The organism is Streptomyces sp. NPDC051963 (assembly GCF_044593495.1).
GTDB lineage: Bacteria > Actinomycetota > Actinomycetes > Streptomycetales > Streptomycetaceae > Streptomyces.
Map to the genome: position 1 here is coordinate 66634 of NZ_JBIUCC010000010.1, position 25181 is coordinate 91814.

At 69.9% G+C, this 25181-nt stretch carries 24 protein-coding genes; 13 read left to right on the plus strand and 11 right to left on the minus strand.

Annotated elements, in window-relative coordinates; all coding sequences use genetic code 11:
- Nucleotides 1-4 precede the first annotated feature (4 nt).
- The 5 genes from pheS (at nt 5) to ACIHFB_RS37230 (ending at nt 7113) form a co-directional block, all read left to right on the plus strand.
- The gene (gene pheS, locus ACIHFB_RS37210; protein ID WP_400129228.1) at nt 5-1126 is read left to right on the plus strand and encodes a phenylalanine--tRNA ligase subunit alpha; all 1122 of its coding nucleotides are present in this window, start codon (nt 5-7) and stop codon (nt 1124-1126) included.
- Nucleotides 1126-3639 (plus strand): phenylalanine--tRNA ligase subunit beta, encoded by a 2514-nt coding sequence (gene pheT / locus ACIHFB_RS37215; RefSeq protein WP_400129229.1) that lies wholly within the window; start codon nt 1126-1128, stop codon nt 3637-3639. Before pheS ends, pheT begins: the two co-directional genes overlap by 1 nt.
- Nucleotides 3640-3853: 214 nt before the next feature.
- Nucleotides 3854-4921 carry a PP2C family protein-serine/threonine phosphatase gene (locus tag ACIHFB_RS37220; protein WP_400129230.1) on the plus strand — a complete coding sequence of 356 codons (1068 nt, stop codon included), beginning with the start codon at nt 3854-3856 and terminating at the stop codon, nt 4919-4921.
- Between the two features lie 231 nt (nt 4922-5152).
- Nucleotides 5153-6493 (plus strand): transcriptional regulator, encoded by a 1341-nt coding sequence (locus tag ACIHFB_RS37225; RefSeq protein WP_365282418.1) that lies wholly within the window; start codon nt 5153-5155, stop codon nt 6491-6493.
- Between the two features lie 74 nt (nt 6494-6567).
- The gene (locus ACIHFB_RS37230; RefSeq protein WP_365282419.1) at nt 6568-7113 is read left to right on the plus strand and encodes an NUDIX hydrolase; all 546 of its coding nucleotides are present in this window, start codon (nt 6568-6570) and stop codon (nt 7111-7113) included.
- A 29-nt stretch (nt 7114-7142) separates the two neighbouring features.
- Here the strand turns inward: ACIHFB_RS37230 and ACIHFB_RS37235 are convergent, their stop codons facing one another.
- A complete protein-coding gene (locus tag ACIHFB_RS37235) occupies nt 7143-7400 on the minus strand; it encodes a hypothetical protein (protein ID WP_365282420.1) in 258 nt (85 codons plus the stop codon).
- A gap of 210 nt (nt 7401-7610) precedes the next feature.
- Nucleotides 7611-8471: a 3-hydroxybutyryl-CoA dehydrogenase gene (locus ACIHFB_RS37240; RefSeq protein ID WP_365282421.1), complete on the minus strand. Its 861-nt coding sequence runs from the start codon at nt 8469-8471 to the stop codon at nt 7611-7613.
- A 169-nt stretch (nt 8472-8640) separates the two neighbouring features.
- On the opposite strand from ACIHFB_RS37240, the gene ACIHFB_RS37245 reads away from it, so the two are divergent.
- Nucleotides 8641-9873 (plus strand): glycoside hydrolase family 10 protein, encoded by a 1233-nt coding sequence (locus tag ACIHFB_RS37245; RefSeq protein WP_400129231.1) that lies wholly within the window; start codon nt 8641-8643, stop codon nt 9871-9873.
- Nucleotide 9874: 1 nt separating this feature from the next.
- Here the strand turns inward: ACIHFB_RS37245 and ACIHFB_RS37250 are convergent, their stop codons facing one another.
- On the minus strand, nt 9875-10069 hold the full coding sequence (locus ACIHFB_RS37250; RefSeq protein ID WP_365282423.1) for a DUF1918 domain-containing protein: 195 nt from the start codon (nt 10067-10069) through the stop codon (nt 9875-9877).
- Nucleotides 10070-10162: 93 nt separating this feature from the next.
- Nucleotides 10163-11077, minus strand: coding sequence for a DMT family transporter (locus tag ACIHFB_RS37255; RefSeq protein ID WP_365282424.1), 915 nt, complete (start codon nt 11075-11077; stop codon nt 10163-10165).
- On the opposite strand from ACIHFB_RS37255, the gene ACIHFB_RS37260 reads away from it, so the two are divergent.
- The 4 genes from ACIHFB_RS37260 to ACIHFB_RS37275 all read left to right on the plus strand — a co-directional run bounded on the left by ACIHFB_RS37260 (nt 11076) and on the right by ACIHFB_RS37275 (nt 14415).
- Nucleotides 11076-12518 carry a PLP-dependent aminotransferase family protein gene (locus tag ACIHFB_RS37260; RefSeq protein WP_400129232.1) on the plus strand — a complete coding sequence of 481 codons (1443 nt, stop codon included), beginning with the start codon at nt 11076-11078 and terminating at the stop codon, nt 12516-12518. The genes ACIHFB_RS37255 and ACIHFB_RS37260 overlap by 2 nt on opposite strands.
- Nucleotides 12519-12555: 37 nt before the next feature.
- Entirely contained in the window at nt 12556-13293 is a 738-nt protein-coding gene (locus tag ACIHFB_RS37265) for a class I SAM-dependent DNA methyltransferase (protein WP_400129233.1), read from the plus strand.
- On the plus strand, nt 13290-13736 hold the full coding sequence (locus tag ACIHFB_RS37270) for a GNAT family N-acetyltransferase (protein WP_400129234.1): 447 nt from the start codon (nt 13290-13292) through the stop codon (nt 13734-13736). The genes ACIHFB_RS37265 and ACIHFB_RS37270 overlap by 4 nt, the downstream gene beginning before the upstream one ends.
- An 85-nt stretch (nt 13737-13821) precedes the next feature.
- Nucleotides 13822-14415 (plus strand): histidine phosphatase family protein, encoded by a 594-nt coding sequence (locus ACIHFB_RS37275; protein ID WP_365282428.1) that lies wholly within the window; start codon nt 13822-13824, stop codon nt 14413-14415.
- Here ACIHFB_RS37275 and ACIHFB_RS37280 read toward each other — a convergent pair.
- Nucleotides 14397-14840: a DUF6314 family protein gene (locus tag ACIHFB_RS37280; RefSeq protein ID WP_400129235.1), complete on the minus strand. Its 444-nt coding sequence runs from the start codon at nt 14838-14840 to the stop codon at nt 14397-14399. The genes ACIHFB_RS37275 and ACIHFB_RS37280 overlap by 19 nt on opposite strands.
- Nucleotides 14841-14968: 128 nt before the next feature.
- Here ACIHFB_RS37280 and ACIHFB_RS37285 point away from each other — a divergent pair, with 128 nt between their 5' ends.
- Nucleotides 14969-17452, plus strand: coding sequence for an alpha-L-arabinofuranosidase C-terminal domain-containing protein (locus ACIHFB_RS37285; protein WP_400129236.1), 2484 nt, complete (start codon nt 14969-14971; stop codon nt 17450-17452).
- Here the strand turns inward: ACIHFB_RS37285 and ACIHFB_RS37290 are convergent.
- Complete coding sequence (locus ACIHFB_RS37290; RefSeq protein WP_400129237.1) at nt 17439-17873, minus strand: carboxymuconolactone decarboxylase family protein; 435 nt, start codon at nt 17871-17873, stop codon at nt 17439-17441. The two genes, ACIHFB_RS37285 and ACIHFB_RS37290, sit on opposite strands and share 14 nt — an antisense overlap.
- A gap of 175 nt (nt 17874-18048) precedes the next feature.
- Here ACIHFB_RS37290 and ACIHFB_RS37295 point away from each other — a divergent pair, with 175 nt between their 5' ends.
- Nucleotides 18049-19260, plus strand: a complete 1212-nt coding sequence (locus ACIHFB_RS37295; protein ID WP_365282432.1) for a DUF6745 domain-containing protein — start codon at nt 18049-18051, stop codon at nt 19258-19260.
- A 54-nt stretch (nt 19261-19314) separates the two neighbouring features.
- Nucleotides 19315-19764, plus strand: a complete 450-nt coding sequence (locus ACIHFB_RS37300) for a hypothetical protein (RefSeq protein ID WP_365282433.1) — start codon at nt 19315-19317, stop codon at nt 19762-19764.
- A 93-nt stretch (nt 19765-19857) separates the two neighbouring features.
- On the opposite strand, the gene ACIHFB_RS37305 is transcribed toward ACIHFB_RS37300, so the two are convergent.
- Genes ACIHFB_RS37305 through ACIHFB_RS37325 form a run of 5 tightly spaced genes read right to left on the minus strand, consistent with a single transcriptional unit; the run spans nt 19858 to nt 25041 of the window.
- Nucleotides 19858-20745, minus strand: coding sequence for a hypothetical protein (locus ACIHFB_RS37305; RefSeq protein WP_365282434.1), 888 nt, complete (start codon nt 20743-20745; stop codon nt 19858-19860).
- On the minus strand, nt 20742-21788 hold the full coding sequence (locus ACIHFB_RS37310; RefSeq protein ID WP_400129238.1) for a protein phosphatase 2C domain-containing protein: 1047 nt from the start codon (nt 21786-21788) through the stop codon (nt 20742-20744). The genes ACIHFB_RS37305 and ACIHFB_RS37310 overlap by 4 nt, the downstream gene beginning before the upstream one ends.
- 29 nt (nt 21789-21817) lie before the next feature.
- Nucleotides 21818-22516 (minus strand): VWA domain-containing protein, encoded by a 699-nt coding sequence (locus tag ACIHFB_RS37315; RefSeq protein ID WP_365282436.1) that lies wholly within the window; start codon nt 22514-22516, stop codon nt 21818-21820.
- A 58-nt stretch (nt 22517-22574) separates the two neighbouring features.
- Nucleotides 22575-23330, minus strand: coding sequence for a hypothetical protein (locus ACIHFB_RS37320; protein ID WP_400129239.1), 756 nt, complete (start codon nt 23328-23330; stop codon nt 22575-22577).
- Nucleotides 23331-23340: 10 nt separating this feature from the next.
- Nucleotides 23341-25041, minus strand: a complete 1701-nt coding sequence (locus ACIHFB_RS37325) for an Hsp70 family protein (RefSeq protein ID WP_365282438.1) — start codon at nt 25039-25041, stop codon at nt 23341-23343.
- Nucleotides 25042-25181: the final 140 nt, after the last annotated feature.

Here is a 25181-nt window from a genome sequence, read left to right on the forward strand (position 1 = left end):
AGAGATGTCGGCACCGAATAAGTCGTACGACCCTGTCGAGGTCGAGGCGTTGAAACCGGAAGAGATCGAGCGCATGCGGGACGAGGCGCTCGCCGCCTTCGCCGCCGCGGACTCCCTCGACGCGCTCCAGGAGGCCAAGGTCGCGCACACCGGCGGCACCTCCGCGCTGGCCCTCGCCAACCGCGAGATCGGCGCCCTGCCCCCGCACGCCAAGGCCGAGGCCGGCAAGCGCGTGGGCCAGGCCCGCGGCGCGGTGAACAAGGCCCTGGCCGCGCGCCAGGCCGAGCTGGAGGCCGAGCGCGACGCCCGGGTGCTGGTCGAGGAGGCGGTGGACGTCACGCTGCCCTACGACCGGGTTCCGGAAGGCGCCCGGCACCCGCTGACCACGCTTTCGGAGCGCATCGAGGACGTCTTCGTGGCCATGGGCTACGAGGTCGCCGAGGGCCCGCAGGTCGAGGCCGAGTGGTTCAACTTCGACGCGCTCAACATCGGCCCGGACCACCCGGCGCGCGGTGAGGCCGACACGTTCTTCGTGCAGGGCCCCGAGGGCGGCACCGAGTCCGGCGTCGTGCTGCGCACCCACACCTCGCCCGTGCAGATCCGCTCGCTGCTCGACCGTGAGCTGCCGGTCTATGTGATCTGCCCCGGCCGCGTGTACCGCACCGACGAGCTGGACGCCACCCACACCCCGGTCTTCCACCAGGTCGAGCTGCTCGCGGTCGACGAGGGCCTCACCATGGCGGACCTCAAGGGCACCCTGGACCACATGGTCCAGTCCCTGTTCGGCGAGGGCATGAAGACGCGGCTGCGGCCGAACTTCTTCCCGTTCACCGAGCCGTCCGCCGAGATGGACATGGTGTGCTACGTCTGCCGCGGCGAGTCCGTCGGCAACCCCGACCGCCCCTGCCGCACCTGCTCGTCCGAGGGCTGGATCGAGCTGGGCGGCTGCGGCATGGTCAACCCGCGGGTGCTCATCGCCTGCGGTGTCGACCCGGAGAAGTACAGCGGCTTCGCCTTCGGGTTCGGTATCGAGCGGATGCTGATGTTCCGCCACAACGTCGAGGACATGCGAGACATGGTCGAGGGTGACGTCCGGTTCACCCGGCCGTTCGGGATGGAGATCTGATGCGGGTCCCGCTTTCCTGGCTGCGGGAGTACGTCGACCTGCCGGCGACGCAGACCGGTCGTGACGTGCAGGCCAAGCTCATTTCGGCCGGTCTGGAGGTCGAGACCGTCGAGCCGCTCGGCGCCGACCTCAAGGGCCCCCTGGTCGTCGGTCGGGTGCTGACCATCGAGGAGCTGGAGGGCTTCAAGAAGCCGATCCGCTTCTGCACCGTCGACGTCGGGCAGGCCAACGGCACGGGTGAGCCGCAGGAGATCGTCTGCGGCGCCCGCAACTTCGCCGTCGGCGACAAGGTCGTCGTGGTGCTCCCCGGCGCCACCCTGCCGGGCGGCTTCTCGATCTCCGCGCGCAAGACCTACGGCAAGACCTCCCACGGCATGATCTGCTCCAGCGGCGAGCTGGGCATGGGCGACGACGGCACCAAGGGCATCATCGTGCTGCCGCCGGAGACCGAGGTCGGCAAGGACGCGATCGAGCTCCTGGAGCTGGTCGACGAGGTCCTGGACATCGCCGTCACCGCCAACCGCGGCGACTGTCTGTCCATCCGCGGTGTCGCCCGCGAGACGGCCATCGCGTACGGCCTCCCGCTGCGCGACCCGGCCCTTCTCGACGTCCCGGGCCCGAACGCCTTCGGGTACCCCGTGCAGGTCTCCGACCCCGCCGGCTGCGACCGCTTCACCGCACGCACCGTCACCGGTCTGAACGCCGACGCGCGCTCCCCGATCTGGCTCCAGCGCCGGCTCCAGAAGGTCGGCATGCGCCCGATCTCGCTCGCCGTCGACATCACCAACTACGTGATGATGGAGCTCGGCCAGCCGCTGCACGCCTACGACCGTTCCCTCGTCCAGGGCACGATCGGTGTCCGGCGTGCCGCCGAGGGCGAGAAGATCGTCACCCTCGACGGCGTCGAGCGGCAGTTGCACGCCGAGGACCTGGTGATCACCGACGACCGTGGCCCGATCGGCCTCGCCGGTGTCATGGGCGGCGCCGACACCGAGATCGCCGACCACGCGGACGTCGAGAACGCGACGACCGGCGTCGTGATCGAGGCCGCGCACTTCGACCAGGTGGCGATCGCCCGTTCCGCCCGCCGCCACAAGCTGTCCTCCGAGGCGTCCCGTCGCTTCGAGCGCGGCGTCGACCCGCAGGCCGCGGCGGCCGCCGCCCAGCGCACGGTCGACCTGCTGGTGCTGCTCGCGGGCGGCACCGCCGAGGCCGGGGTCACCGAGGTCATCGCCCCGTCCGCGCCGCACACGATCAGCGTCCCGGCCGACCACCCGGACAAGGTCGCGGGCGTCGACTACGGCCGGGAGACCGTCGTACGACGGCTGCAACAGGTCGGCTGCGATGTGTACGGGCAGGACGAGCTGCTCGTCACCGTGCCGTCCTGGCGGCCCGACCTGATGGAGCAGAACGACCTGGCCGAAGAGGTCATCCGCCTGGAGGGCTACGAGAACCTGCCCTCCACGCTGCCCAAGCCGCCGTCCGGCCGCGGTCTGACCCACCGGCAGCGGCTGCACCGCCGTGTCGGCCGGGCGCTGGCCGGTGCCGGGTACGTCGAGGCGCCGAACTACCCGTTCATCGCCGAGCAGGTCTTCGACCAGCTCGGCCTGGCCGCGGACGACCCCGCCCGCCGGGTCGTGAAGCTCGTCAACCCGCTCAACGACGAGGAGCCCGCGCTCCGTACGTCGCTGCTGCCGGGTCTGCTCGGTGCCCTGCGGCGCAATGACGGCCGGGGCTCGCACGATCTCGCCCTGTTCGAGACCGGGTTGGTCTTCCAGCCGCGCGAGGAGCAGCGGGCCGCCGCCCATCTGCCGGTCGACCGGCGTCCCACGGACGAGGAGCTCGCCGCACTGAACGCCGTGCTGCCCGAGCAGCCGCGGCATGTCGCCGTCGTCCTCGCGGGCGCTCGCGAGCAGGCCGGCTGGTGGGGCGGGGGCCGTCCGGCCGGATGGGCCGACGCGGTCGAGGCGGGGCGCGTCGCCGCGCGGGAGGCCGGGACGGAGCTGATCGTCCGCAGCGGTCAGTACGGTCCGTGGCACCCGGGCCGTTGCGCCGAGTTCGCGGTCGTCGTCGACGGCACCGAGACGGTCGTGGGCCATGCGGGCGAGTTGCACCCGCGTGTGCTCAAGGCTCTGGGTCTGCCTGCGCGTACCTGTGCGATGGAGCTGGATCTGGACGCCCTGGAGAAGGCCGGCGACGGCACGCCCCAGGCGCCGCGCATCTCCACCTTCCCGGTGGCCACGCAGGATGTCGCCCTGGTCGTCGACAAGTTCGTGCCGCACGCCGACGTGGAGGCCGCGCTGCGTGAGGGCGCCGGTCAACTCCTCGAGGCGATCCGGTTGTTCGACGTGTACGAGAACGACGAGCAGCTCGGGGACGGGAAGAAGTCGCTGGCGTATGCGCTGCGGTTCCGTGCGCTTGATCGGACGCTGACCGTTGATGAGGCTTCTGCTGCACGGGATGCGGCGGTTTCCCTGGCGGGCGAGCGGACCGGGGCTGTCCTGAGAGGCTAGACGCCGTGGGGGACTGTGTGGTCTGCCGGCTGCGGGTTGTGTGTGGCTGATCGCGCAGTTCCCCGCGCCCCTGAGGGGCGCTGCAGTCACCTCACTCAATAGGGTGACCTTTTCGGGTGATCTGGTCCCTTCGGGCCATGCGGTCGACAGAATCGGACCGGCCTTTCGAGGCCGGTCCGTCTGTGCTGTCAGGGCCTATTGGGGGGCCATCGGCATGAACCGCATCAAGGCTGGGGTTCCCCGCAGGACGGGGCGCCGGGTGCTCGCACTCGGGTTGCCGACGGTGTGGGGGGCGATAGCGGTCACGTACAAGATGGCCTGTCCGCTCGCGCAGCAGAACGGGCTGGGAGCGCGCATCGTCACCAGCGCCGTCTTCTTCGCCGTCGGCACCGGGCTGATCTTCCATGTACGGCAGGCGCTGCTGCGTGAGCTGCGGCAGGTCCGCCGGGTCGCGGGCGCCGCCCAGAGTGTGCTGCTGCGGCCGCTGCCGCCCCGCATCGACGGGCTGCACGTCGCCGCCGCCCAACTGTCCGCGGACCGCGGTGCGGTCATCGGCGGCGACCTGTACGAGGTCATCGCCACCGAGCACGGCGTACGGGCCGTGATGGGTGACGTACGCGGACACGGTCTCGCCGCCATCGGCACCGTCGCCGCCGTCCTCGGCAGTTTCCGTGAGGCCGTGCACGACGAGCCCGACCTCGGCGGTGTGCTGCGCAGGCTGGACCGGGCGCTGGCCCGGCATCTGCGCGAGCGGGCCGGCTCGGTTCCCGACAGCCCGATCGGCGAGGAGTTCATCACGGTCCTGCTGCTGGAGATCGATCCGGACGGAGAGGTGCAGGCCCTCAACTGCGGCCACCCCTGGCCGTACCGCCTCTCCGGCACCCACGTCGAACCCCTCGCCCGCGCCGACCCACTGCCCCCGCTGGGCCCGTTCCCACTCCCGCCCGACCTGCCCGCCGTACCCTGCGGCCAACTGAAGCCCGAGGAGGCACTGTTCCTCTACACGGACGGCGCGGAAGACGCCCGCGATGCTCATGGCCGGTTCTTCCCGCTGCCGACGGTGCTCACGGAGGCGGTGTGCAACGGGGCGACCACCCCACAGTCCGTGCTGGGCGCGGTCTTCACCCAATTCCTGCGCCACACAGCAGGCAGACTCACGGACGACGTAGCACTGTTGATACTCCGCAACGAGCGAACTCGCGTTCAGTGCAGCGCCCCGCCAGGGGCGCGGGGAACTGCGCGACCAGCCCCCACACACCGCCAGCCGACAAACCACCTCTAGCCGAACGGCGCTTGGTCGCACCGCCAAACCGGCGGAGCCCCCGGCCCGGGCCGCCGCACTGTACGAGGGGGAGCCGGCGGCCCGGCCGGCCTCTTGCGAGGCATCTCAGTCAACCGGCCGGCAACTCTCCGCAACAGCGCGCGCACGGTACGGATTCGCGCACTCGCTTCACACCCCGTGTGAAGGCGGAACCACTAATCTGACGCCACCGAGCCATCCGGGGGGCCACCCATGCAGCCCAACACTCTGCTCGACGCGATCCTGGACGAGGCGGGGATATCGCACGCGGGCCTCGCCGCACATGTGAACCAGGCGGGGCGGGCCCGCGGCCTCGCGCTCAGGTACGAACACACCGCGGTCGCCCGGTGGTTGAAGGGCCAGCGGCCCCGCGGCCAAGTCCCCGACCTGATCTGCGAGGTGCTCGCCACCCGACTGCAACGTCCCGTCACACTCGACGACATCGGCCTCGGTGTGCCCGGCGAGCCGTCCGCCCCGCACGGCACCTCGCTGTCCGGCTTCGTCGAGCGGGCCACCGCCCTGTGGCGCTCCGACGAACAGCAGCGCCCGCACATCCTGGGCGCGCCCGCCGTCACCGGTACGCCCGCCGTGATGCCCGTATGGGAGTGGGAGAACCCGCCGGAGGACGTCGACGTCTCCCGCGGGGGCCGGCACCGGGTCACCCCGAGCGACCTGGACATGCTGCGCGCCGCCCGCACGCACTACGAGCAGATGTACCGCAAGGCCGGCGGCATAGCGACCCGCACCCGGATCGTCGGCTTCCTCAACTCCGAGGCCGCGCCGCTGCTGCGCGGCAGCTACACCGACGCCACCGGCCGCCAGGTGCACCGGGCCACCGGCGGGCTGGTGGCGATCGCCGGGATCTGCGCGTACGACTCCGACGCGCACGGGCTCGCCCAGCGCTACTTCCACCAGGCGCTCCGGCTCGCGAAGGCCAGCGGGGACCGGGGGCTCGGGGCCTACATCATCGCGCTCCTCGTCAACCAGGCCCTGTTCATGCGGGAACACCGCCAGGCCGTGGCCTTCGCCGAGGCCGCGCTGCGCGCCGCCGGCAAGCACATCACCCCGGCCCTCGCCTCCGATCTGTACGCGATGCAGGCGAAGGCGTACGCGCACCTGGGCGACGGCACGAGCGCCCTGTCCTGCATCCGGCGTGCCGAGACGGCCGCCGAACGCATCCGGCGCGGATACGAGCCCGACGAGACGGGCTATGTCCAGCCGGGACTGGTCAACGTCCAGGTGGCTGAGGCGCTTCTCAGTCTCGGTGAGCTGGCGGCGGCGGGGGAGCATGCCGCGGCGGCCGTCGGCAACCCGGCCCATGACCGGGGCCGGGTGCACCGGCTCGCCATGCTCAGCACGATCGAGCTGCGGCAGGGCAATGCCGACAAGGCGGTGGCCACCGCGGTGCAGATGGCCGAACAGGCCCGGGGGATGGAGTCCCAGCGGCTGCGCGACAGACTCCGGGCGGTACGCGAGCACTTGGTGCGCAGCGGCTGTGCGGGCACGGCCGAGGCCGCCGAACTCATCGACGGCGCACTGCGCGTACCGCTGTAGACCGCCGCTCGAACACCACACCTCATAGTCCCTGCTGCGATATTGCCACTTACTCGACGGAAGGTGGCAGAACCGTGCAGTGGACGAAACAGAACGAACAAACTGTGTATGAAAACCGCTGGTTCACCGTCAACCTGGCAGACGTGGAGCTGCCCGACGGCCGGCACCTGGACCACTTCCTCATTCGGCTGCGGCCGGTCGCCGTGGCGACGGTGGTGAACGAGGCCAATGAAGTCCTCCTCCTGTGGCGCCACCGCTTCATCACCGACAGCTGGGGGTGGGAACTCGCGGCAGGGGTCGTCGAGGACGGCGAGGACATCGCCTACGCGGCCGCCAGGGAACTCGAGGAGGAGACCGGCTGGCGACCGGGACCTCTGCGCCACTTGATGAGCGTGGAGCCGTCCAACGGGCTCACCGACGCCCGGCACCACATCTACTGGGCCGACGAGGGGGAGTACGTCGGACACCCCGTGGACGACTTCGAGTCGGACCGTCGGGAATGGGTCTCTCTGAAGCTCGTTCCCGACATGGTCGCCCGTGGGGAGGTCCCGGCCGCCAACATGGCGGCCGCGTTACTGCTGTTGCACCACCTCAGGCTCGGGCAGGACGCCTTGCCCTGATCCCCCCACCGCGCCCCTGCCCCAGGGCCCTAGTGGCCGACGGCCTGCCAGACGGCCACGACGAGTGCGCCCACGGCGGTCACGGCCGCGACGGCGGGCAGGGGCCAACGGGCGTGTTCCAGTGAGACGATCCGTGAGCTCAGATCGTCGAGTTCCTTGTCCGTCTCCTCGGTGCGATGGCTGAGCAGGGCAAGCCCTCCCTCGACGCGCGCGTACGCGACATCGAGGCGGCGGCGTAACTCTGCGAGTTCTCCTTGGACCACGGGATGCTCGGGGTCGGCGGCCACGGGTCCACTCCTTTCCGTATTCGGACGTATCTCTTGCATGCGCATGGTGAGTCAACTCGCCTGGTGGGCGCGTGGGGAGAGTGTGCGAGGGGCATATGCGTGCCAGGCGTGCACACGGTGTGTGAATGCGACGGGCCCGGCACTCCGAAGAGTGCCGGGCCCGAGAGCGTCGCACTGTGTAATCAGCACCCTGGAACGGGCACTGTGCAATCAGCCGTAGCTGTAGAAGCCCGACCCGGACTTCCGGCCCAGCCGTCCGGCGTCCACCATGCGCTGCAACAGCGGGGGAGCGGCGTACAGCGGTTCCTTGTATTCCTCGTACATCGAGTACGCCACCGAGGCGACCGTGTCCAGGCCGATCAGGTCGGACAGCTTCAGCGGGCCCATCGGGTGGGCGCAGCCGAGCTCCATGCCATTGTCGATGTCCTCGCGGCTGGCGATGCCCGACTCGAACATGCGGATCGCGGAGAGCAGGTAGGGGATCAGCAGCGCGTTGACCACGAAGCCGGAGCGGTCCTGGGCGCGGATGGCGTGCTTGCCGAGCACCTTCTCGGCGAAGGCCTGGGCCCGGCTCAGCGTGCCCTCGGAGGTGGTGAGCGCCGGAATCAGCTCGACCAGCTGCTGCACCGGGGCCGGGTTGAAGAAGTGGATGCCGATGACGTGGTCGGGCCGTGAGGTGGCGACCGCGAGCTTCACCAGCGGGATGGAGGAGGTGTTGGAGGCGAGGATCGCGTCCGGGCGGGTCACGACCTGGTCCAGCACCTGGAAGATCTCGGTCTTCACCCCCTCGTTCTCGACGACGGCCTCGATCACCAGGTCGCGGTCGGTGAACTCGCCGAGGTCGGTGGTGAAGCTGAGCCGCGCCTGCGTCGCCTCCAGCTCCTCCGCGGAGATCTTGCCGCGGCCGGCCGCCTTCGAAAGGGAGCTGTACAGCCGGGTCCGGCCGATCTCCAGGGCCTCGCCGGTGGTCTCGGCGACCTTCACGTCCAGTCCGGCGCGGGCGCACACCTCGGCGATGCCCGCTCCCATCTGGCCGCAGCCCACGACTCCGACGCGTTCGATGTCGGTCACACCGTCCCCTTACTGATCGACGCCTGCGACAGGCCGCCATTTGCGTGGTGCCTGCTCCGATCGTGCACGTTACCCGTAAGTATCGATGATCGATCGCGTGGGTGCGGGCATCCTGGGGCGCGGAGACGATCCGTGACCGAGCGGATCCACAGCGTATGGGGGTGTGCAGATGGGACGGATGTCACGTCGGGCGTTCGCGGTGGCGGCGTTGGCGGCCCTCACGCCGGCGTCGAGTGCGTCGGCCGTGCCGCGGCACCCGCGGCATCCAAGGGCGACGACCGAGATGCGAGGTATGTGGCTGGCGACCGTGGCCAACCGGGACTGGCCCTCCCGGACTGGCCTGAGCGCGTCCCAGCAGCGTGCCGAACTGATCGCCCACCTCGACACCGCGGTCCGCAACCGCCTCAACACCGTGATCTTCCAGGTGCGCCCCACGGCCGACGCGATGTGGCCGTCGTCGTACGAGCCCTGGTCGCAGTACCTCACCGGCACCCAGGGCAAGGACCCGGGCTGGGACCCGCTGGGCACGGCCGTGGCGGAGGCGCACGCCCGGGGCCTGGAACTGCACGCCTGGTTCAACCCGTACCGCATCGCCAACCACACCGACCCGCAGCGGCTCGCCGCCTCCCACCCGGCCCGCCGCTACCCGGAGTGGGTGATGACGTACGGCGGGAAGCTCTACTACAACCCGGGGCTGCCCCAGGTCCGCGCCTTCGTCCAGGACGCCATGCTCGACGCGGTGCGCAAGTACCCCGTCGACGCGGTCCACTTCGACGACTACTTCTACCCGTATCCGGTGTCGGGGCAGACGCTCGACGACGATGCCGCCTTCTACTGGTACGGCGGCGGCTTCGCGAGCCGGGCCGACTGGCGGCGGGACAACATCAACCGGCTGGTGAGCGAGATGCTGTCCCGCATCAAGACGATCAGGCCGAGCACGCAGTTCGGGATCAGCCCCTTCGGGGTGTGGCGCAACGCCGCCACCGACTCCCGCGGCTCCGACACCCGGGCGGGCGTCCAGACGTACGACGACCTGTACGCCGACACCCGCATGTGGGTCCGCGAGCACTGGATCGACTACATCTGCCCGCAGCTGTACTGGCACATCGGCAACGCCGCTGCCGACTACGCCAAGCTGCTGCCCTGGTGGGCCTCGGTCGCGCGGGACAGCGGGACGCGGCTGTACGTGGGCGAGGCGCTGTACAAGGCGGGCGACAAAGCACAGCCCGCCGACTGGCGGGACGCCGGCGAACTGTCCCGGCATCTGACGCTCGCCAAGAAGTATCCGCAGGCGCGTGGGCACGTCTACTTCGCCGCGAAGGACGTGGCCGCCAACCGGATCGGCGCGATGGAACGGGTGGTCGCCGACCACTATGCGCAGTCGGCGAGGTCCCCGCGCTGACCTAGTGTTGGATTTCCTTGTGGCGGATCTCGGTGTCGGGGCCGGGTGAGCACACGCCCTCGTGCCCGTCCTGGAACCTGACGCGGTACGGGGGGTTTCCCTCCCGCCCCATCACTTCGACGATCTCGCCGACCTTGTCGTGCTGTCCGACCACCCTGCCGTGCTGGACAAGCTGGTCGCCCACGGTTGCACGCATTCTGTAGGGCCTCCTCACCATGTGCGGGAGCAGCGGTCCGTGGCCTTGAGTCTACGGCGGGAGACGCCGGTTGGGACCGGCCGCGCACGCCGCTCAGCCTCGCGCCCGCTGGGTGACGGCAATGCACACGAGCACCGCCGCGGCCGTGAGCGGGGCGGCCACTGTCAGGTGCTCGCCCAGCAGCAGCACCGACCACACCAGTGTGAGCAGCGGCTGGGCCAACTGCAACTGGCTGGCCTTCGGGATGCCGATCGCCGCCATGCCCCGGTACCAGACGACCAGGCCGAGGAACTGCGAGCCCGCCGCGACCCACAGCACTCCGGTCACGCTGTGCGCGGTCAGCTGCACGGGCTCGTACGACAGGGCGAGCGCGACGGCGGGCACGGTGAGCGGCAGACACAGCACCAGCGCCCAGCCGACGACCTGCCAGCCGGGCATCACCCGGGCCAGCCGGCCGCCCTCGGTGTAGCCGGCCGCGCACACCAGCAGCGCCCCGAAGAGATACAGATCGGCGGTGGTCAGCGCGCCGCCGCTCTGCTGCACGGTGAAGGCGACCACCGCGGCGGCGCCCGTGAGCGCGGCCGCCCAGAAGGTGCGGGACGGGCGGGTGCCGATGCGGAGGGCGGAGCACAGCGCGGTGGTCAGCGGGAGGAGGCCGACCACGACGGCGGCGTGCGCGGTGGTCGACGTCTGGAGGGCGAGGGTCGTCAGCAGCGGGAAGCCGACGACGACTCCGAGGGCGACCACCGCCAGTCCCGGCCAGTGCTCCCGTCCGGGCAGCGGCACCCGCAGCGCGAGCAGACAGCCGCCGGCGAGCAGCGCCGCCAGCACACTGCGCACGGCGACCAGGGCCCACGGTCCGAAGCCCTCCAGTCCCCATGCGGTCGCGGGGAAGGTGAGGGAGAAGGCGATGACCCCCAGGGCGGCCTGAGCGGTGCCGATCGAGGTACCGGGCCGACCGCTGACCGCTATCCCGGTCCGGGCGATAGCGCTACTCTGTGTTCTCATGCAAGAGCGTAGCAGCGTGGGTGAACTGGCGAATCAGCTGCGACGGGAGATCGACCGCTACTCACCGGGTGGAAAGCTCCCGTCGAGCCGGGCCCTGGTGGAGCGGTACCGGGTCAGCCCGGTGACCGTCTCCCGCGCCCTCGCGCAGCTCGCCGCCGAGGGACTGGTGGTGACCCGCCCCGGCGCTGGCGCCTTCCGTGCCCGGCCCCGTACGTCGCCCGCGCCCGCCGGGGACACCTCCTGGCAGGAGGTCGCGCTCAGTGCGGACGGCGCCGCCGATGTCGTACCGCGCTCGGTCGACGCCTCCGGGGTCGTGGTCTCGCTCGCCGCTCCGCCGCCCGGAGTGATCGAGTTCACCGGTGGCTATCTGCATCCCTCGCTCCAGCCCGAGCGGGGGCTGACCGCCGCGCTGGCCCGTGCGGGACGCCGGCCCGGAGCGTGGGGGCGGCCGCCCATGGACGGACTGCCGGAGCTGCGCGAGTGGTTCGCGCGTGAGATCGGCGGCGCGGTCACGGCCGGGGAGGTGCTGGTCGGCGGGGGCGGCCAGGCGGGACTGACCACGGCGCTGCGCGCGCTCGCCCCGCCCGGCGCGCCGGTGCTGGTCGAGTCGCCCACCTACCCGGGCATGCTGGCCATCGCCCGTGCGGCCGGACTGCGCCCGGTGCCGGTGCCGGCCGACCCCGACGGCGTCCGCCCGGCCCTCCTCGCCGACGCGTTCCGGGTGACGGGCGCCCGGGTCTTCGTCTGCCAGCCGCTGTTCCAGAACCCGACCGGAGCGGTGCTCTCGGCGGGCCGCCGCCCGGAGGTGCTGGCCATCGCGCGCGAGGCGGGCGCGTTCGTGATCGAGGACGACTTCGTACGACGGCTGGTGCACGAGGACGCGGGACCGCTGCCGCGTCCGCTGGTCGCCGACGACCCCGACGGAGTCGTCGTCCACGTCACCTCGCTCACCAAGGCCACCTCGCCCAGCTTCCGGGTGAGCGCCCTTGCCGCGCGCGGACCGGCCCTGGAACGGCTGCGGGCCATCCAGATCGTCGACAGCTTCTTCGTGCCCCGACCCCTCCAGGAGGCCGCGCTCGAACTCGCCGGCTCGCCCGCCTGGCCACGCCATCTGCGGTCGATCTCCACGGAGTTGAAGAACCGCCGCGACACGATGACGGCCGCCCTGCGCCTGGACCTCCCCGAACTCGCCCTGCCGCACATTCCGTCCGGCGGCTACCACCTGTGGCTGCGGCTGCCGGACGGCACCGACGAGGCCCTCCTCACCGCGGCCGCCCTGCGCGCGGGCGTCGCGCTCACCCCCGGCCGCCCCTACTTCAGCGCCGAACCCCCGGCCGGACACGTGCGTCTGAGCTTCGCGGCCGTGGCGGGGCCGGGGGAGATCACCGAAGGGGTACGGCGGCTGCGTACGGCCTTCGACGAGGTGTCCGGGCGAAAATGACACGCGTCGGCGCGGCCGTGGGCGGTACGGTCCCGGCGTGGACGACGAGGACGGTTACTTCGGAGAGACCGTCGCGGCCGGGTACGACCGGTCGGCGGCACCCATGTTCAGCCCCGATGCGGTGGACCCCGCGGTCGACCTGCTGGCCGGGCTCGCGGGCAGCGGCCCGGCGCTCGAGTTCGGCGTCGGCACCGGCCGGATCGCGCTGCCGCTCGTCGAGCGCGGGGTGCCGGTGCACGGCATCGACATGTCACGGGCGATGGTGGACCGGCTGCGTGCAAAGCCCGGCGGCGACCGGGTCGAGACGACCATCGGCGACTTCGCGACGACACGGGTGGCGGGCGAGTTCACCGTCGCCTACCTCGTCTTCAACACCATCAACAACCTGACGACGCAGGACGCCCAGGTGGACTGCTTCCGCAACGCCGCCGCGCATCTGGCACCCGGCGGCTGTTTCGTCGTCGAGGTCGGAGTGCCGCAACTGCGCCTGCTGCCGCCGGGGCAAACCGCCGTGCCGTTCACCATCAGCCCCACCCAGTGGGCGTTCGACACATACGACGTCGCCACCCAGGCGATGAGCTCGAACTACGTCACCGTCGTCGACGGCCGCGCCGAGCACTGGTCCCTGCCGTTCCGCTACGTGTGGCCCTCCGAGCTGGACCTGATGGCACGCCTCGCCGGGCTGAGGCTGCGGGACCGGTGGGAGGGATGGTCACGGGAGCCGTTCACGGGCGAGAGCGGGCGGCACGTATCGATCTGGGAGAAGACCGCATGACCGAGATGCCCGAGGGCTACGAGATCTCCACCGACCCCGGCCGTGTCGACACCGAGCGCGTGCACCGCTGGCTGTCCGAAGACGCGTACTGGGCGCTCGGCCGGTCCCGGGAGAAGCAGGACCGGGCGATGGAGGGTTCGCTCAACTTCGGGGTGTACGAGGTGGTTTCGGGGGAGCAGGTGGCGTATGCCCGAGTCATCACCGACCGGGCGACCTTCGCCTGGCTTTGCGATGTGTACGTCGACCCGTCCGTGCGCGGCAAGGGCTTCGGTACGGCGTTGGTCGCGGCCGTACGCGAGCATCTGCGGCCGTACGGGCTGCGCCGCATCCTGCTGGCCACGTACGACGCGCACGACGTCTACGCGAAGCTCGGCTTCGCGCCGCTGGAGAGGCCCGACCACTGGATGGCGCTCGTTTCGAGTGACTTGCCCGATCGGTCCTGACCTCGACGTAAGTCTTCGCACACCCTGGGTAACTCCCAAGTAACGCCCCTTGACCTGCACACTTTCTTCGATTCACGATCGCATCATGCAACTTCGGGTCACGTTCGTCGCGGCTGCGCGCAGTTCCCCGCTGCTCGCGGAGCGCTTCGAGGACGACCGTCCGCTGGACCAGGCCGGCTGGGACGAGGTGCAGCGTGCCGCCCAGGGGCTCATTCCGCTCGCGGCGGCCGAGCTGCGCTACTGCTCGCCGACGCCACGCAGCCGCGCCACCGGCGATGCCCTGGGCTATGCGCCGCTGGTGCAACTCGCCCTGCGCGACTGCGACATGGGCCGCTGGCGCGGGCTCACGCTGGGCGAGGCGATGGCCCGTGAGCCGGAGGCGGTGGACGCCTGGCTCGCCGACCCGCGCGGCACGCCGCACGGCGGTGAGTCGCTGCTCGCCTTCATCACCCGGGTCGGCAACTGGCTGGACACCAGGCCGGTCGGCGACGGGGGCCGGATCGTCGCCGTGGCGGAGCCTTCGGTGATCCGCGCCGCGCTGGTCTACGCGCTGAAGGCGCCCCCGTCGACGTACTGGAACATCGATGTCCGCCCGCTGTCCACGACCACTGTCACGGGCTGGTCGGGGCGCTGGAACCTGCGCTTCGAGGCCGCCTCGGCTCAGCCCACGCGCGCGTAGTCGGTCGTGAGGACGAGGTCCTTCGCCGGGCCGCGCACCCGCCACACCGTCCGCCAGTGGTCCGCGTCGGCGACGGTGAACTCGCCGCGGTAGAGGTCGGCCGAGCAGGGGTGGTCGGCGGTGTGCCGTCCGGACGTGAGATCCAGGTCGTGGAAGGGGCGTCCGTCCGCGAACCGTACGTCCGCGGCACCGGGCTCCCGGGACGGCAGGAAACGCAGGGTCCGTTCGGCGGGCCGGGGGACGCCCTGCCAGGCGAACGTGCCGGACTCCCGGTGCAGCAGTCCGCCGTCATCGAGCGGGCCGAATTCCGTGGTTCCGCGGAACTCCCCCTGCTCCCCGCTCGCGAGATCCCGCACCGACCGCTCGACCCGCCACCGTCCGGCCAGATACGCCAGCGCATCCGGCACTGGCCAGAACTCGCCCATTCCGTACCGCTTCCCATCACATCTGCGGCTGCGCGACCCATTGACGCGTCTGTGCCCCCTCCCTATCTTGCCGTTCGAAGTGCTGACCATAGTCCGATATTTCGAACAGCTAGAGCCGCGGAGTATCCATGTCACGCACCACCCGCACACGCTGGAGACAAGGCCTCACGGCAACCGCCCTCCTGATGGCGGCCGTCGCCCTGCCCGCGCCCGCGCACGCCGAGGACGTCACCGACTACGCGATCACCGTCGACCCGGCCACCCAGGGCGCGAAGATCGACGACACGATGTACGGCGTCTTCTTCGAGGACATCAACCGGGCCGCCGACGGCGGACTGTACGCCGAGCTCGTGCAGAACCGGTCCTTCGAGTACTCCACCGCCGACAACGGCTCGTACACGCCCCTCACCTCCTGGGCGGTCGCCGGTACGGCCGAGGTCGTGAACGACGACGGGCGCCTCAACGAGCGCAACCGCAACTACCTCTCCCTGGACGCCGGTTCGGCGGTCACGAACGCCGGATACAACACCGGCATTCGCGTCGAACAGGGCAAGAAGTACGACTTCTCCGTATGGGCCCGCGCCGAGAGCGGCACCACGCTCAGCGTGGCCCTGAAGGACGCGCCGGGCACCCTGGCAGCCACGCGGCAGGTCGCCGTGAAGGGCGGCTGGGCGAAGTACACGGCCGGCTTCACCGCGACCCGCACCAGCAACCGCGGCCGCCTCACCGTCGTCTCGTCGGGCACCGCCGCGCTCGACGAGGTCTCGCTCTTCCCGCGCGACACCTACAAGCACCAGCCGAACGGCCTGCGCAAGGACCTCGCCGAGAAGATCGAGGCCCTGCGCCCGGGCTTCGTGCGCTTCCCCGGCGGCTGCCTGGTCAACACCGGCTCCATGCAGGACTACAGCGCGGCCTCCGGCTGGCAGCGCAAGCGCTCGTACCAGTGGAAGGACACCGTCGGCCCGGTCGAGCAGCGCGCCACCAACTCCAACTTCTGGGGATACAACCAGAGTTACGGACTCGGCTACTACGAGTACTTCCGCTTCTCCGAGGACATCGGCGCGATGCCGCTGCCCGTCGTGCCGGCCCTCGTCACCGGCTGCGGCCAGAACCGGGCCACCGACGACGAGGCGCTGCTCCAGCGGCACATCCAGGACACCCTGGACCTCATCGAGTTCGCCAACGGCCCGGTCACGAGTGAGTGGGGCGAGAAGCGCGCCGAGATGGGCCACCCCAAGCCCTTCCACCTCACGCACCTCGCCGTCGGCAACGAGGAGAACCTGCCGAACGAATTCTTCGCCCGTTTCCAGAAGTTCCGCGCCGCGATCGAGGCGAAGTACCCCGACATCACGGTCATCTCCAACTCCGGCCCCGACGACGCCGGCACGACCTTCGACACGGCCTGGAGACTCAACCGCGAGGGCGACGTCGACATGGTCGACGAGCACTACTACAACAGCCCGCAGTGGTTCCTCCAGAACAACGACCGCTACGACGGCTACGACCGCGGCGGCCCCAAGGTCTTCCTCGGCGAGTACGCCTCCCAGGGCAACGCCTTCAAGAACGCCCTCTCCGAAGCGGCCTACATGACCGGCCTGGAGCGCAACGCCGACATCGTCAAGCTCGCCTCCTACGCCCCACTCCTCGCCAACGAGGACTACGTGCAGTGGCGCCCGGACCTGATCTGGTTCAACAACCACGCCTCCTGGAACTCGGCCAACTACGAGGTCCAGAAACTGTTCATGACCAACGTCGGCGACCGCGTCGTCCCGTCCACCGCGACCGGCACCCCGGACGTCAGCGGCCCGATCACCGGCGCCGTCGGCCTGTCGACCTGGGCGACCAGTGCGGCGTACGACGATGTGAAGGTCACCGGCGAGGACGGAACGACGCTGCTCAGCGACGACTTCTCCGGTGACGCGTCGCAGTGGACGCCGGGCGGCACCGGCAGTTGGAGCATCCAGGACGGGCAGTACGTCCAGACGGACACCGCGGCTGAGAACACCCTGGTCACGGCGGGCGACCCCACCTGGCAGAACTACGACCTCCATGTGAAGGCGACCAAGAAGTCCGGCAAGGAGGGCTTCCTCGTCGCCTTCGGCGTCAAGGACACCGGCAACTACTACTGGTGGAACCTGGGCGGCTGGAACAACACCCAGTCCGCCGTAGAACAGGCCGTCGACGGCGGCAAGTCGACGCTGATGTCCAAGGCCGGGTCGGTCGAGACGGGCCGTGCCTACGACATCGACATCAAGGTGCGGGGCCGTCAGGTGACCCTCCTCCTCGACGGCCAGGAGTGGGGCAGCTTCACCGACGACAAGCCGGCCGAGCCGTTCCGCCAGGTCGTCACCGAGGACGCGAAGACCGGTGACCTGATCGTCAAGGTCGTCAACGCCCAGTCCGCGGCGGCCCGTACGGCGATCGACCTGGGCGTCGCCGAGGTCGCCGCGAAGGCCCGGGTGACCACCCTGGCCGCCGAGCCGGAGGACATGAACACCGAGACGGACACGCCGGTGACTCCGGTGACGTCCACCTTCCGGGGAGCCGCCGAGAAGTTCACGTACACCTTCCCGGCGAACTCGGTCACGTTCCTGAGGATCAGGCAGAAGTAGAGTCCGGCGTGGGCTGCTCTCCGAGCGGCGGCAGCCCACGCTCGGCGAACACCTTCTTGGCGACGAACGTGGCGTTGAGGGCCCGGGGAAAGCCGCAGTATCCGGCGGAGTGCAGCAGGGCCTCGACGATCTGCTCGGGTGTCAGGCCCACGTTCAGGGCCGCGTTGACGTGCACCTCCAGCTGGGGCTCGCAGCCGCCCAGCGCGGTGAGCATGCCCAGCGTCACCAACTGCCGGTCCCGCGGGGCGAGTGCGGGCCGGTCGTAGATCTCGCCGAAGCCCCAGGAGACGATCTGGTGGCCGAGTTCGGGGCTGATGTCGGCGAGTGAGTCGATGACCCGCTGCCCGGCCTCGCCGTCGACCTTCCGCAGGACCTCCAGACCGTGCGCGAAACGCTCTTCCCGGGTGGTGCTCTCGCTCATGTCAGCTCTTCCGTTCTGCTCGGACTCGGAACCGGTCACGACGAGAACGCTAGGAGTTCGAGCACACTCCAGGTCAAGTGCGGCAGGACTCACGATCAACTCGGTTGCAGCCCGGTGATGTCGGTGTCACGATCCTCCGCATGATGATGCGAAAGGCGGACCTCGAAGTGCTCCGGTGAGCCCCGAGACTGCACGTCCCCACTCCACCGCCGAGTGGGTTGCCCCGGCCCGCGCCCTGCGCGACGACTGGCTGCGGCACGGACTCACCACTGGCCCGTCCGACCGGGCCCGGGCCGAATCGGCCGTCACCGATCTGTACCGCCTCCTGGGCGAGCCGCCACCCCGTTTCGTATGGGTCTCGTCGCCCGCGGCGGCGGTCCGGGCGGTACTCGACGACAAGCGCCGTTTCCCGCGTGCGAGCCTGCGCGCCACAGGCGCCCGGCAGTTGGCCTTGCCCTCACGGCTGGCCTCCCTGGCCGGGGACCTGCGGGACCGGATGGACGTACGGCTGAGACGTCGTCCGCACCCCAGAGGGTGGGGCCGCCCGAGCGATCCGGAGGGTGTGGGACCGACGCCGGAGGCCGCGCTCGCCGCGGGCGCCTCCCGGGATACGGTGCTCGGCTCCCTGGTCGACGGCCCCCTGACCACGACCCTGCGCGACGCCGTACGCGCCCCGCTGCGGACCGCGCTCCTGCCCACCGGCACCGACGCGCTCACCCTGACCTGGCACGGCCAGCACGAGGCGTACTGGATCGCGCCCTACGAGATCCGCGCCCGCCTCGGCCTCGTCCGCTACCTCGACGCCGACGCCTTCCAGCTCGGCCTCTGGGTCGACCTCGCCCGGTCGACCGGCTGGTGGTGGGCCGGGGAGGGGGTGTGCGTCATGGCGGAGCGGCCCGTCGAGCTGCACACCGAGCGCCTCGGCGACCGGGGTGAACGGCGGCTCCACCACGCCGACGGGCCCGCCGTGCGGTTCGCCGACGGCACCCGGCTGCACGCGCTGCACGGCACGATCGTCCCCGAGTGGGTGATCACGGACCCGACCGTCGAGCGCATCCACGCCGAGCACAACGTCGAGGTGCGGCGCAGCGCCATCGAACGCATCGGCTGGCACTCCTACGTCGAACAGGCCCGGCTGCGTCTGGTGGCCACCGCCGCCGACCCCGGGAACCCGGACTCCGACCTGCACCTCTACGACGTACCACTGGACCTCTGGCGACGCCCCGCGCGCCTGCTGCTCACCGTCAACGGCTCCGTCGAACCCGACGGCACCCGCCGCCGCTACGGCCTCGGCGTGCCCGACCGCTTCGACGACCCGGTCGCGGCCGCCGGCTGGACGTACGGCCTGTCCGGCGAGCAGTACGCGCAGCTCGTCCGCCGAACCTGACTCTCCGATTCCGCCAGTTCTTCCAGTTCTTCCGACTCTTCAAAGGTGATGCATATGACCATGACACTGTCCGAACTGACCGCCCGCACCGGCCTTGACGTCCTCGACCACCTCGAACGGCAGGTCGCCGTCCCCGTCGTCCACGGGATCCAGGCCCAGGGAGACCTGATCGTCATCCCGCACACGCTCGTGGCGGACGCCGTCCGGGTCCACTACCGGCGCTGGGACGACGTCCCCGCCACCGGCATCGAACTGCTCCGCAGCGCCGCCGGCGGCAACCCGCACACCCTCGTCGCCGACCCCGGCACCTGCCGCTGGACCACCTTCGTGCTCGACGACGAGCAACTCGCCCTCGGCATGATCGACACGTCGGCGGTCGCCTACCTCATCCACCCGGAGCATGGGGCGACCGGCATCGCGCCCGGCCGGTACGTCGTGCGGCGGCAGCGTGAACGCGTCACCGACCGATCGGGTGGGCGGGGGTATCGGATGATCGCGGACTGACACCGACCGGGACTTCGGGGTCTTTCGGTACGCACCGAGGGTCCGGGGGAGAGCCGGGGCCGCCCGGTGAGCGTCGTACGGGACGTCCCGCGCTCACCGCGGCAGCACACCGCTCCAATAGCCGTACCAGTCGCGCATGGAGGGACGCAGGGCAGGCTGCTCCGCCACGGAGCGCCTGAGCAGGGTCAGGCCCGCCGGATCCAGCACCTGCTCGAGATCGGCCGGGTCCCTGCTGATGCTGCCCATGCGTCTGCCGGCGAGCGTGCGCAGGACGAACAGGCCGTACTTGTACCGGTCCGACTCACGGTTCTGCACGGCTCCGCCCTCAGGGGGGAACCAGTCCGGACCGTGGAGCTGGAGCAGCGGCGCGACGCTGCCCGCGATGCGCACCGCGTCGCAGTCGACGAGCATCACCCCGCAGCCACCGCCGGACGCGGCCCAGAACAGGACGTTACGGGGATTGAGGTCCCCGTACACCACACCGGCACCGTGCAACAGCCCGAGGACCAACGACAGTTCGCGGCAGAGCGCGCCCCGCTGCCCCAGACGTGGCGGGGCGATACCGGCCTCCAGGTTGTCCTCGGCCGGCGCCATCAGGTGCTGCGCGTCCCTGGGGCGCCGGACGAACTGGCTGTTGTGGTGTGGGAAATCCTGAAAGAACCGCTCCGGGAGCCGCAGCATCACGATCCCCGTGGCCCTGTTGTCGGACGTGATCAACCGAAGCGGCCACACGGCCCTCCGGTCCAGTAACAGCCGATGATTCTGTCTCAGCCGGTCGCGCACCGCCACGATCGCGAGCATGGGTTCCGCGAAGCCGTCCGGCAGCGAGCGGTGGTACTCCTTGTAGACCAGCGGGCCGGGACATTCGGCGAGGGACAGATCCGGCAGGTCGAATATCGTTGCCTGCCCACCTCGGTCGATCGGTACCAGTTTGCCGAGCTCTGCCCGGTCCAGCACCAGATGATTGCGGCTGCCCGTCATGACGACCAGATCCCGACCACCGTGCGGTCGTCCGTGTACGTCATCCGCTGGAAGTCCACCTGGGCCGCGAAAAGGTGCGGGTCGGGAGGCCTGGTCCAGACGGAACCGAGCACCTGGCCCACCTCTCCGGTCCCGTCACCGAGGGCGTCCCCCACCCCGTCGGTCATGAGCATCAGCACGTCACCCTGCCTCAGCTCGGGCGCACTCTGGAACCAGACGTCCCGGCCGAGCAGGGGCAGCGCTGATGTGGCACCGCTCACGGCCTCTCCCGCACGGGTCGACTTGATCTCCGTGAGCGGCACCCAGCCGTCACCGACGCTGAGCGCCCAGGCGCTCACATCTCCGACCTGAAGCAGAATGCAGCGCCGGATGCCCTCGGCGTCCGCCTTCATGGGCACGGCAGTGAAGACAACGGCGGTCGAGGCGAGTTTCGCGACCTGGTCGAGGGCCAGCGGTGTGGTCTCTCCCGTTTCCTGCGCGATCGACTGGTGCACTGCTTGCACGACGGCCTTGGCGCTGTCCCGAAGCACCCGTTCCCAGTCGACCTGCTCGGCCGTGCCGGCATGCAGTTGCCGCAGCAGACTGCGGCATCCGCCTGCTGCTGCGGCATCGGCGGCGAGGTGGGAGAGCTCTCCCTGCGAGACCCCGTCCGCCACCGCGGCGATCAGCCAGCCGGCGTCGGCCAGCAGGCAGTAGTCGTCCTGCCGTGGGATGCCTTCGTGGCGGTGACTGTCACCTCGGGTACTCGCGGCGCGCACGGTCAGCGCGCCGCATCTCGCCCCGTCGAAGACCGTGTCGGGCCGGCGCCAGCCGGGCGAGACCAGGGCGGCGAATCGTTGCGGACCGATCTCGGGCCGGGACGGGACGGTGAGCCGCGGGAGGATGTCCCGGTGCGATCCCGGGTCGCCGATCGCGAAGCCTTTTCCCGCCCATCGCCCGGGTGGCGCGGGTGCGCGGGCCCCCGATGCCTTGTCGAGCGCCGGTTCGGCATCCGGGAGGTCCTCGTCGGATGACGCCGCGTGAGGGTGTTCATCGCCCTGCATGGGTACTCCTGCGGCCTGCGGGTCGGCGTTCATCCCCAGGTGATGTCGCTCGGCACGGGTTCGACGGCTTCGGGCTGGTATCCGGGGTCGAGGACGAAGCCTTCCCCGCCCTCCTGTTCGGCCTTGCCCGAGGCCGACGAGATCACGCTCTGGATCAGGATGCTGGTGGTGTCCTTGATCGCCTCCGATGCGGTGTGGCCCTCCGCCACCCGGTATGCGGAGAAGCGGTCCGCGGGACGTACCAGTGTGGTGAGCGTGGCGGGATTGGTCTCCCCCACGCCGAAGGGCACGATGTTCGGCGGGTTGGTGCCGGTGCTGAGTTCGTCGAGTTCGCGCTGCCATACGTCGTCGGCGTCGGTGGGCTCGCCGTCGGTGATGAAGAACGCCGCAGGGCGGTGGTAGGCGTAACCGTCGGCCCGCAACTGGTCGACGTCCTTTGCGATCTGCTCGCCCAGCAGCCGGAACGCGGCGGCGTACGACGTCGCTCCGTCAGCGGTGAGGACCGGGGGACGCACATTGCGCAGATCACTCAGTGGGATGCGCAGGTTGGCCTGGGAGGAGAAGTCGATCAGGCTGAAGCGCACCTTGTCGCGGAGCGTCGGGTTCTCTCGGAGCAGATCGCAGAGAGAGGGGACGATGTCGTTGGCTGCGTTGATCGGCTCACCGGACATCGACAGCGAGGTGTCGACGATCACGTAGAAGGGGAGCAGGATCGCTTTGGTGGTCATGTCTGCCTCTGTTCGTGTACGAGAGCTCGAATGCGGGAAGGCGCGTCGGGCTGCCTGTTCAACGGGGGTCCGTGAGGAAGGCCGTGAACACCATGGCGGGGACATAGGGCGGCCTGCCCGGAACGGAATAGGCAGGCGCCACAGCGAGCTCGATGGGCGAGTCGGGTGATGCGGTCGTCCAGAGCTGGTACCGATCGGCGGCGTACGGCTCGCCGATGGCGACCTCGAAGTCCCAGCGGAACGGAGTCCCGACCGCGGCCACCCGCCGCCGGAGCGCAGAGAGGCGCTGGAGCAGCCGGTCAATCTGCGTGTCCCAGTGGGCATCCGTGTCCTTCTTCGGCGCGCCGAAGCTCTCGAACAGCGAACTGATCTCGGCGGACAGCGGCGGCAGCGGGCCGAAGAGCAGCCGGCACAGGTGCTGAGCCAGTTGGAGGTACCGGGATGCCCGTCGGGCAGGGTCCGAGTGAGTTCCGATCTGCGTGACCTGGGAGCAGAGGAAGAACGCCTGCTGGTCGATCAGATTCCTGAACTCGCGGGCCAGCTCGTGGTGCTGAGCCTCGGTGGCACTCGTCACATCGTCCCGCGACTGGTTGAAGCGTCCGAGGATCTCGTTCAGGCGGTTGTCCTGCATGGTCACCGCACCCTGTAACTCCGCCAAGGCCCGGTTGACGCCATCGAGTTCGTGGCCTCGTCGATCCGCCAGCTCCTGGATGAGCTGGGACTGTGTCATGAGGTCGGACGCGGACTTGGCGAGGTGGTGCGCCAGCGCCTGGAGGGTCTCGGGCTCACGCGCCGCGGCATGGAACTGGTTCACTGTGCCCCCGTCATGATCCAGTATCGGGACTGAACGCCAACGATGTGCGCATCCGTTGACCGGTGTGCTGGTTGAGGGCAGTCGCCTCGATCTCGGTACCGCCGAAACGCAGGGTGATGTCGATGGCCCGCTCGTCGAGCGGGACCTTCATGGCGCCCCCGAGCTCGATGGTGATACTGCCCAGAAGGCGGGCGTCGTTTCTGCTGATATACCGGGGGGTTTTCTCGGTGGAAGCGTAGAATCCGAATTCGACCGCTTCCTGGTCGCTGAGGAGAGGGAGCAGGGTCTGTGTGATTTCCTGGTCGACTTCCACGGACTCACCGATCTGCGTGAAGGTCAAGAACCGGTCGCGGCACATTGTTCTGCCGTCGTCCGTCCGGCTGCGAAGCCTCGGCGGATCGACATCCTCCTCGAAAGGAAGCCAGCACTCGACGCCGTATGTGAACCCCACGGTGCGGGAGGTGACAACCTCAGGCTCGTACGCATAGTGCACCGCACCGGCGAGAACAGTCCGGGCGGGATCGGGCGGGATGATCACTTGTACGTCGGTGCCGTACCGTTCCCCGAGGAATTCGGTGAGGCGGGTGCGCAGATAGGGGGACTGGGCGAAACCTCCCACCACGACCACTTTGATTTTCTTTTGATCGTCCGGCAGCAGACCGCGTAGCTCCACGATCCGCTCGGAGACCAGATACAGCAGGGGGCGGACCACGCCTTCGAACAGACTGTCCGCCGCCTTCGCGTCGAGCGCGATGTGGAAGTCCTCCCCACCCTGCATCCGGGCGAGGTGCTCGAGCCGGCCCCGGGTCAGCAGCAGTCGGTACACCTGGCCGGGAATGCTGACGGAGAGCCTTTCCGTCCGGCCGGCGTCGTGGTGCATCTTTGCGTTCTCGAAGGCGTCCATCATGTCCTGGACGGCGGCCGGCATGGTCCGTTCGAGCTCGTCCACCAGATCGGGGCCGAGCCTGGGCCGGACGACCGTGGCCAGGAAACGTTCGTTGATGTAGGCGGATCCGAGGTGCCCGCCGGTGGTGTGCCCCAGCTGCGCCAGATGCCTGTTCGGCCCGGGAAGGTACGCCGAGATGTCGATGGTTCCGCCGCCGCAGTCCACCATCATGATCGGTGACGATGTCCTCCCTGAGGGGATGCGGACCAGAGCGTGGATCGCGGCTGCCTCCGGCTCGGTGATCAGCAACAACTGTTCGCGAGTGCTCGGGAACCCCGCCTTCTGTGCACATTTGCGCATGGCATCCCGTTGATAGTCGGTCCACATGGCCGGGACGGTGAGGCACCAGCGGATCTCGTTCTCCTGGTAGCCCCCGTCGGTGATGTGCCGGACGGCCACCTTGCGCAGCCGCTCCAGATAGGCCGTGATCAGTGGCAGGGCCTGGGCCGGTGTCCCGTTGAGGTGCCCGGCGACGGGGTCGTCACCACCGCGGAGCCACATCTTGAAACCCTGGACCAGTCGCGGCGACGGGGCGGCGCCACCCGCACGGGCGGTCGAGAGGGCCCGGCGGGCGGAATAACCCCAATCCAGCACCGTGCCCTTGCCGTCCAGGAGCAACGCGCTGAGATTCTTTGGATATACCACCGGCTGTTTCCGCCATTGATCGAAATAGAAGATCTTTCGATCGGACGGGATGTCGTTGATTCTATCGATCGCGCACCAGGCGAATCCGGATCCGTGAGTCCCAAAATCGACGGCTGCCACAACCCTTACTGCCATTGCATTCCGCCCCCGCGTTCCCCATAGCCGCTTACGTCACACGGCGACAACAGACCGACTTGCCCTGAGAATGGCACAAGATCGGGGTATTGAAGTCGGCTCCGCAAAGGGAAGAGCGCATATTC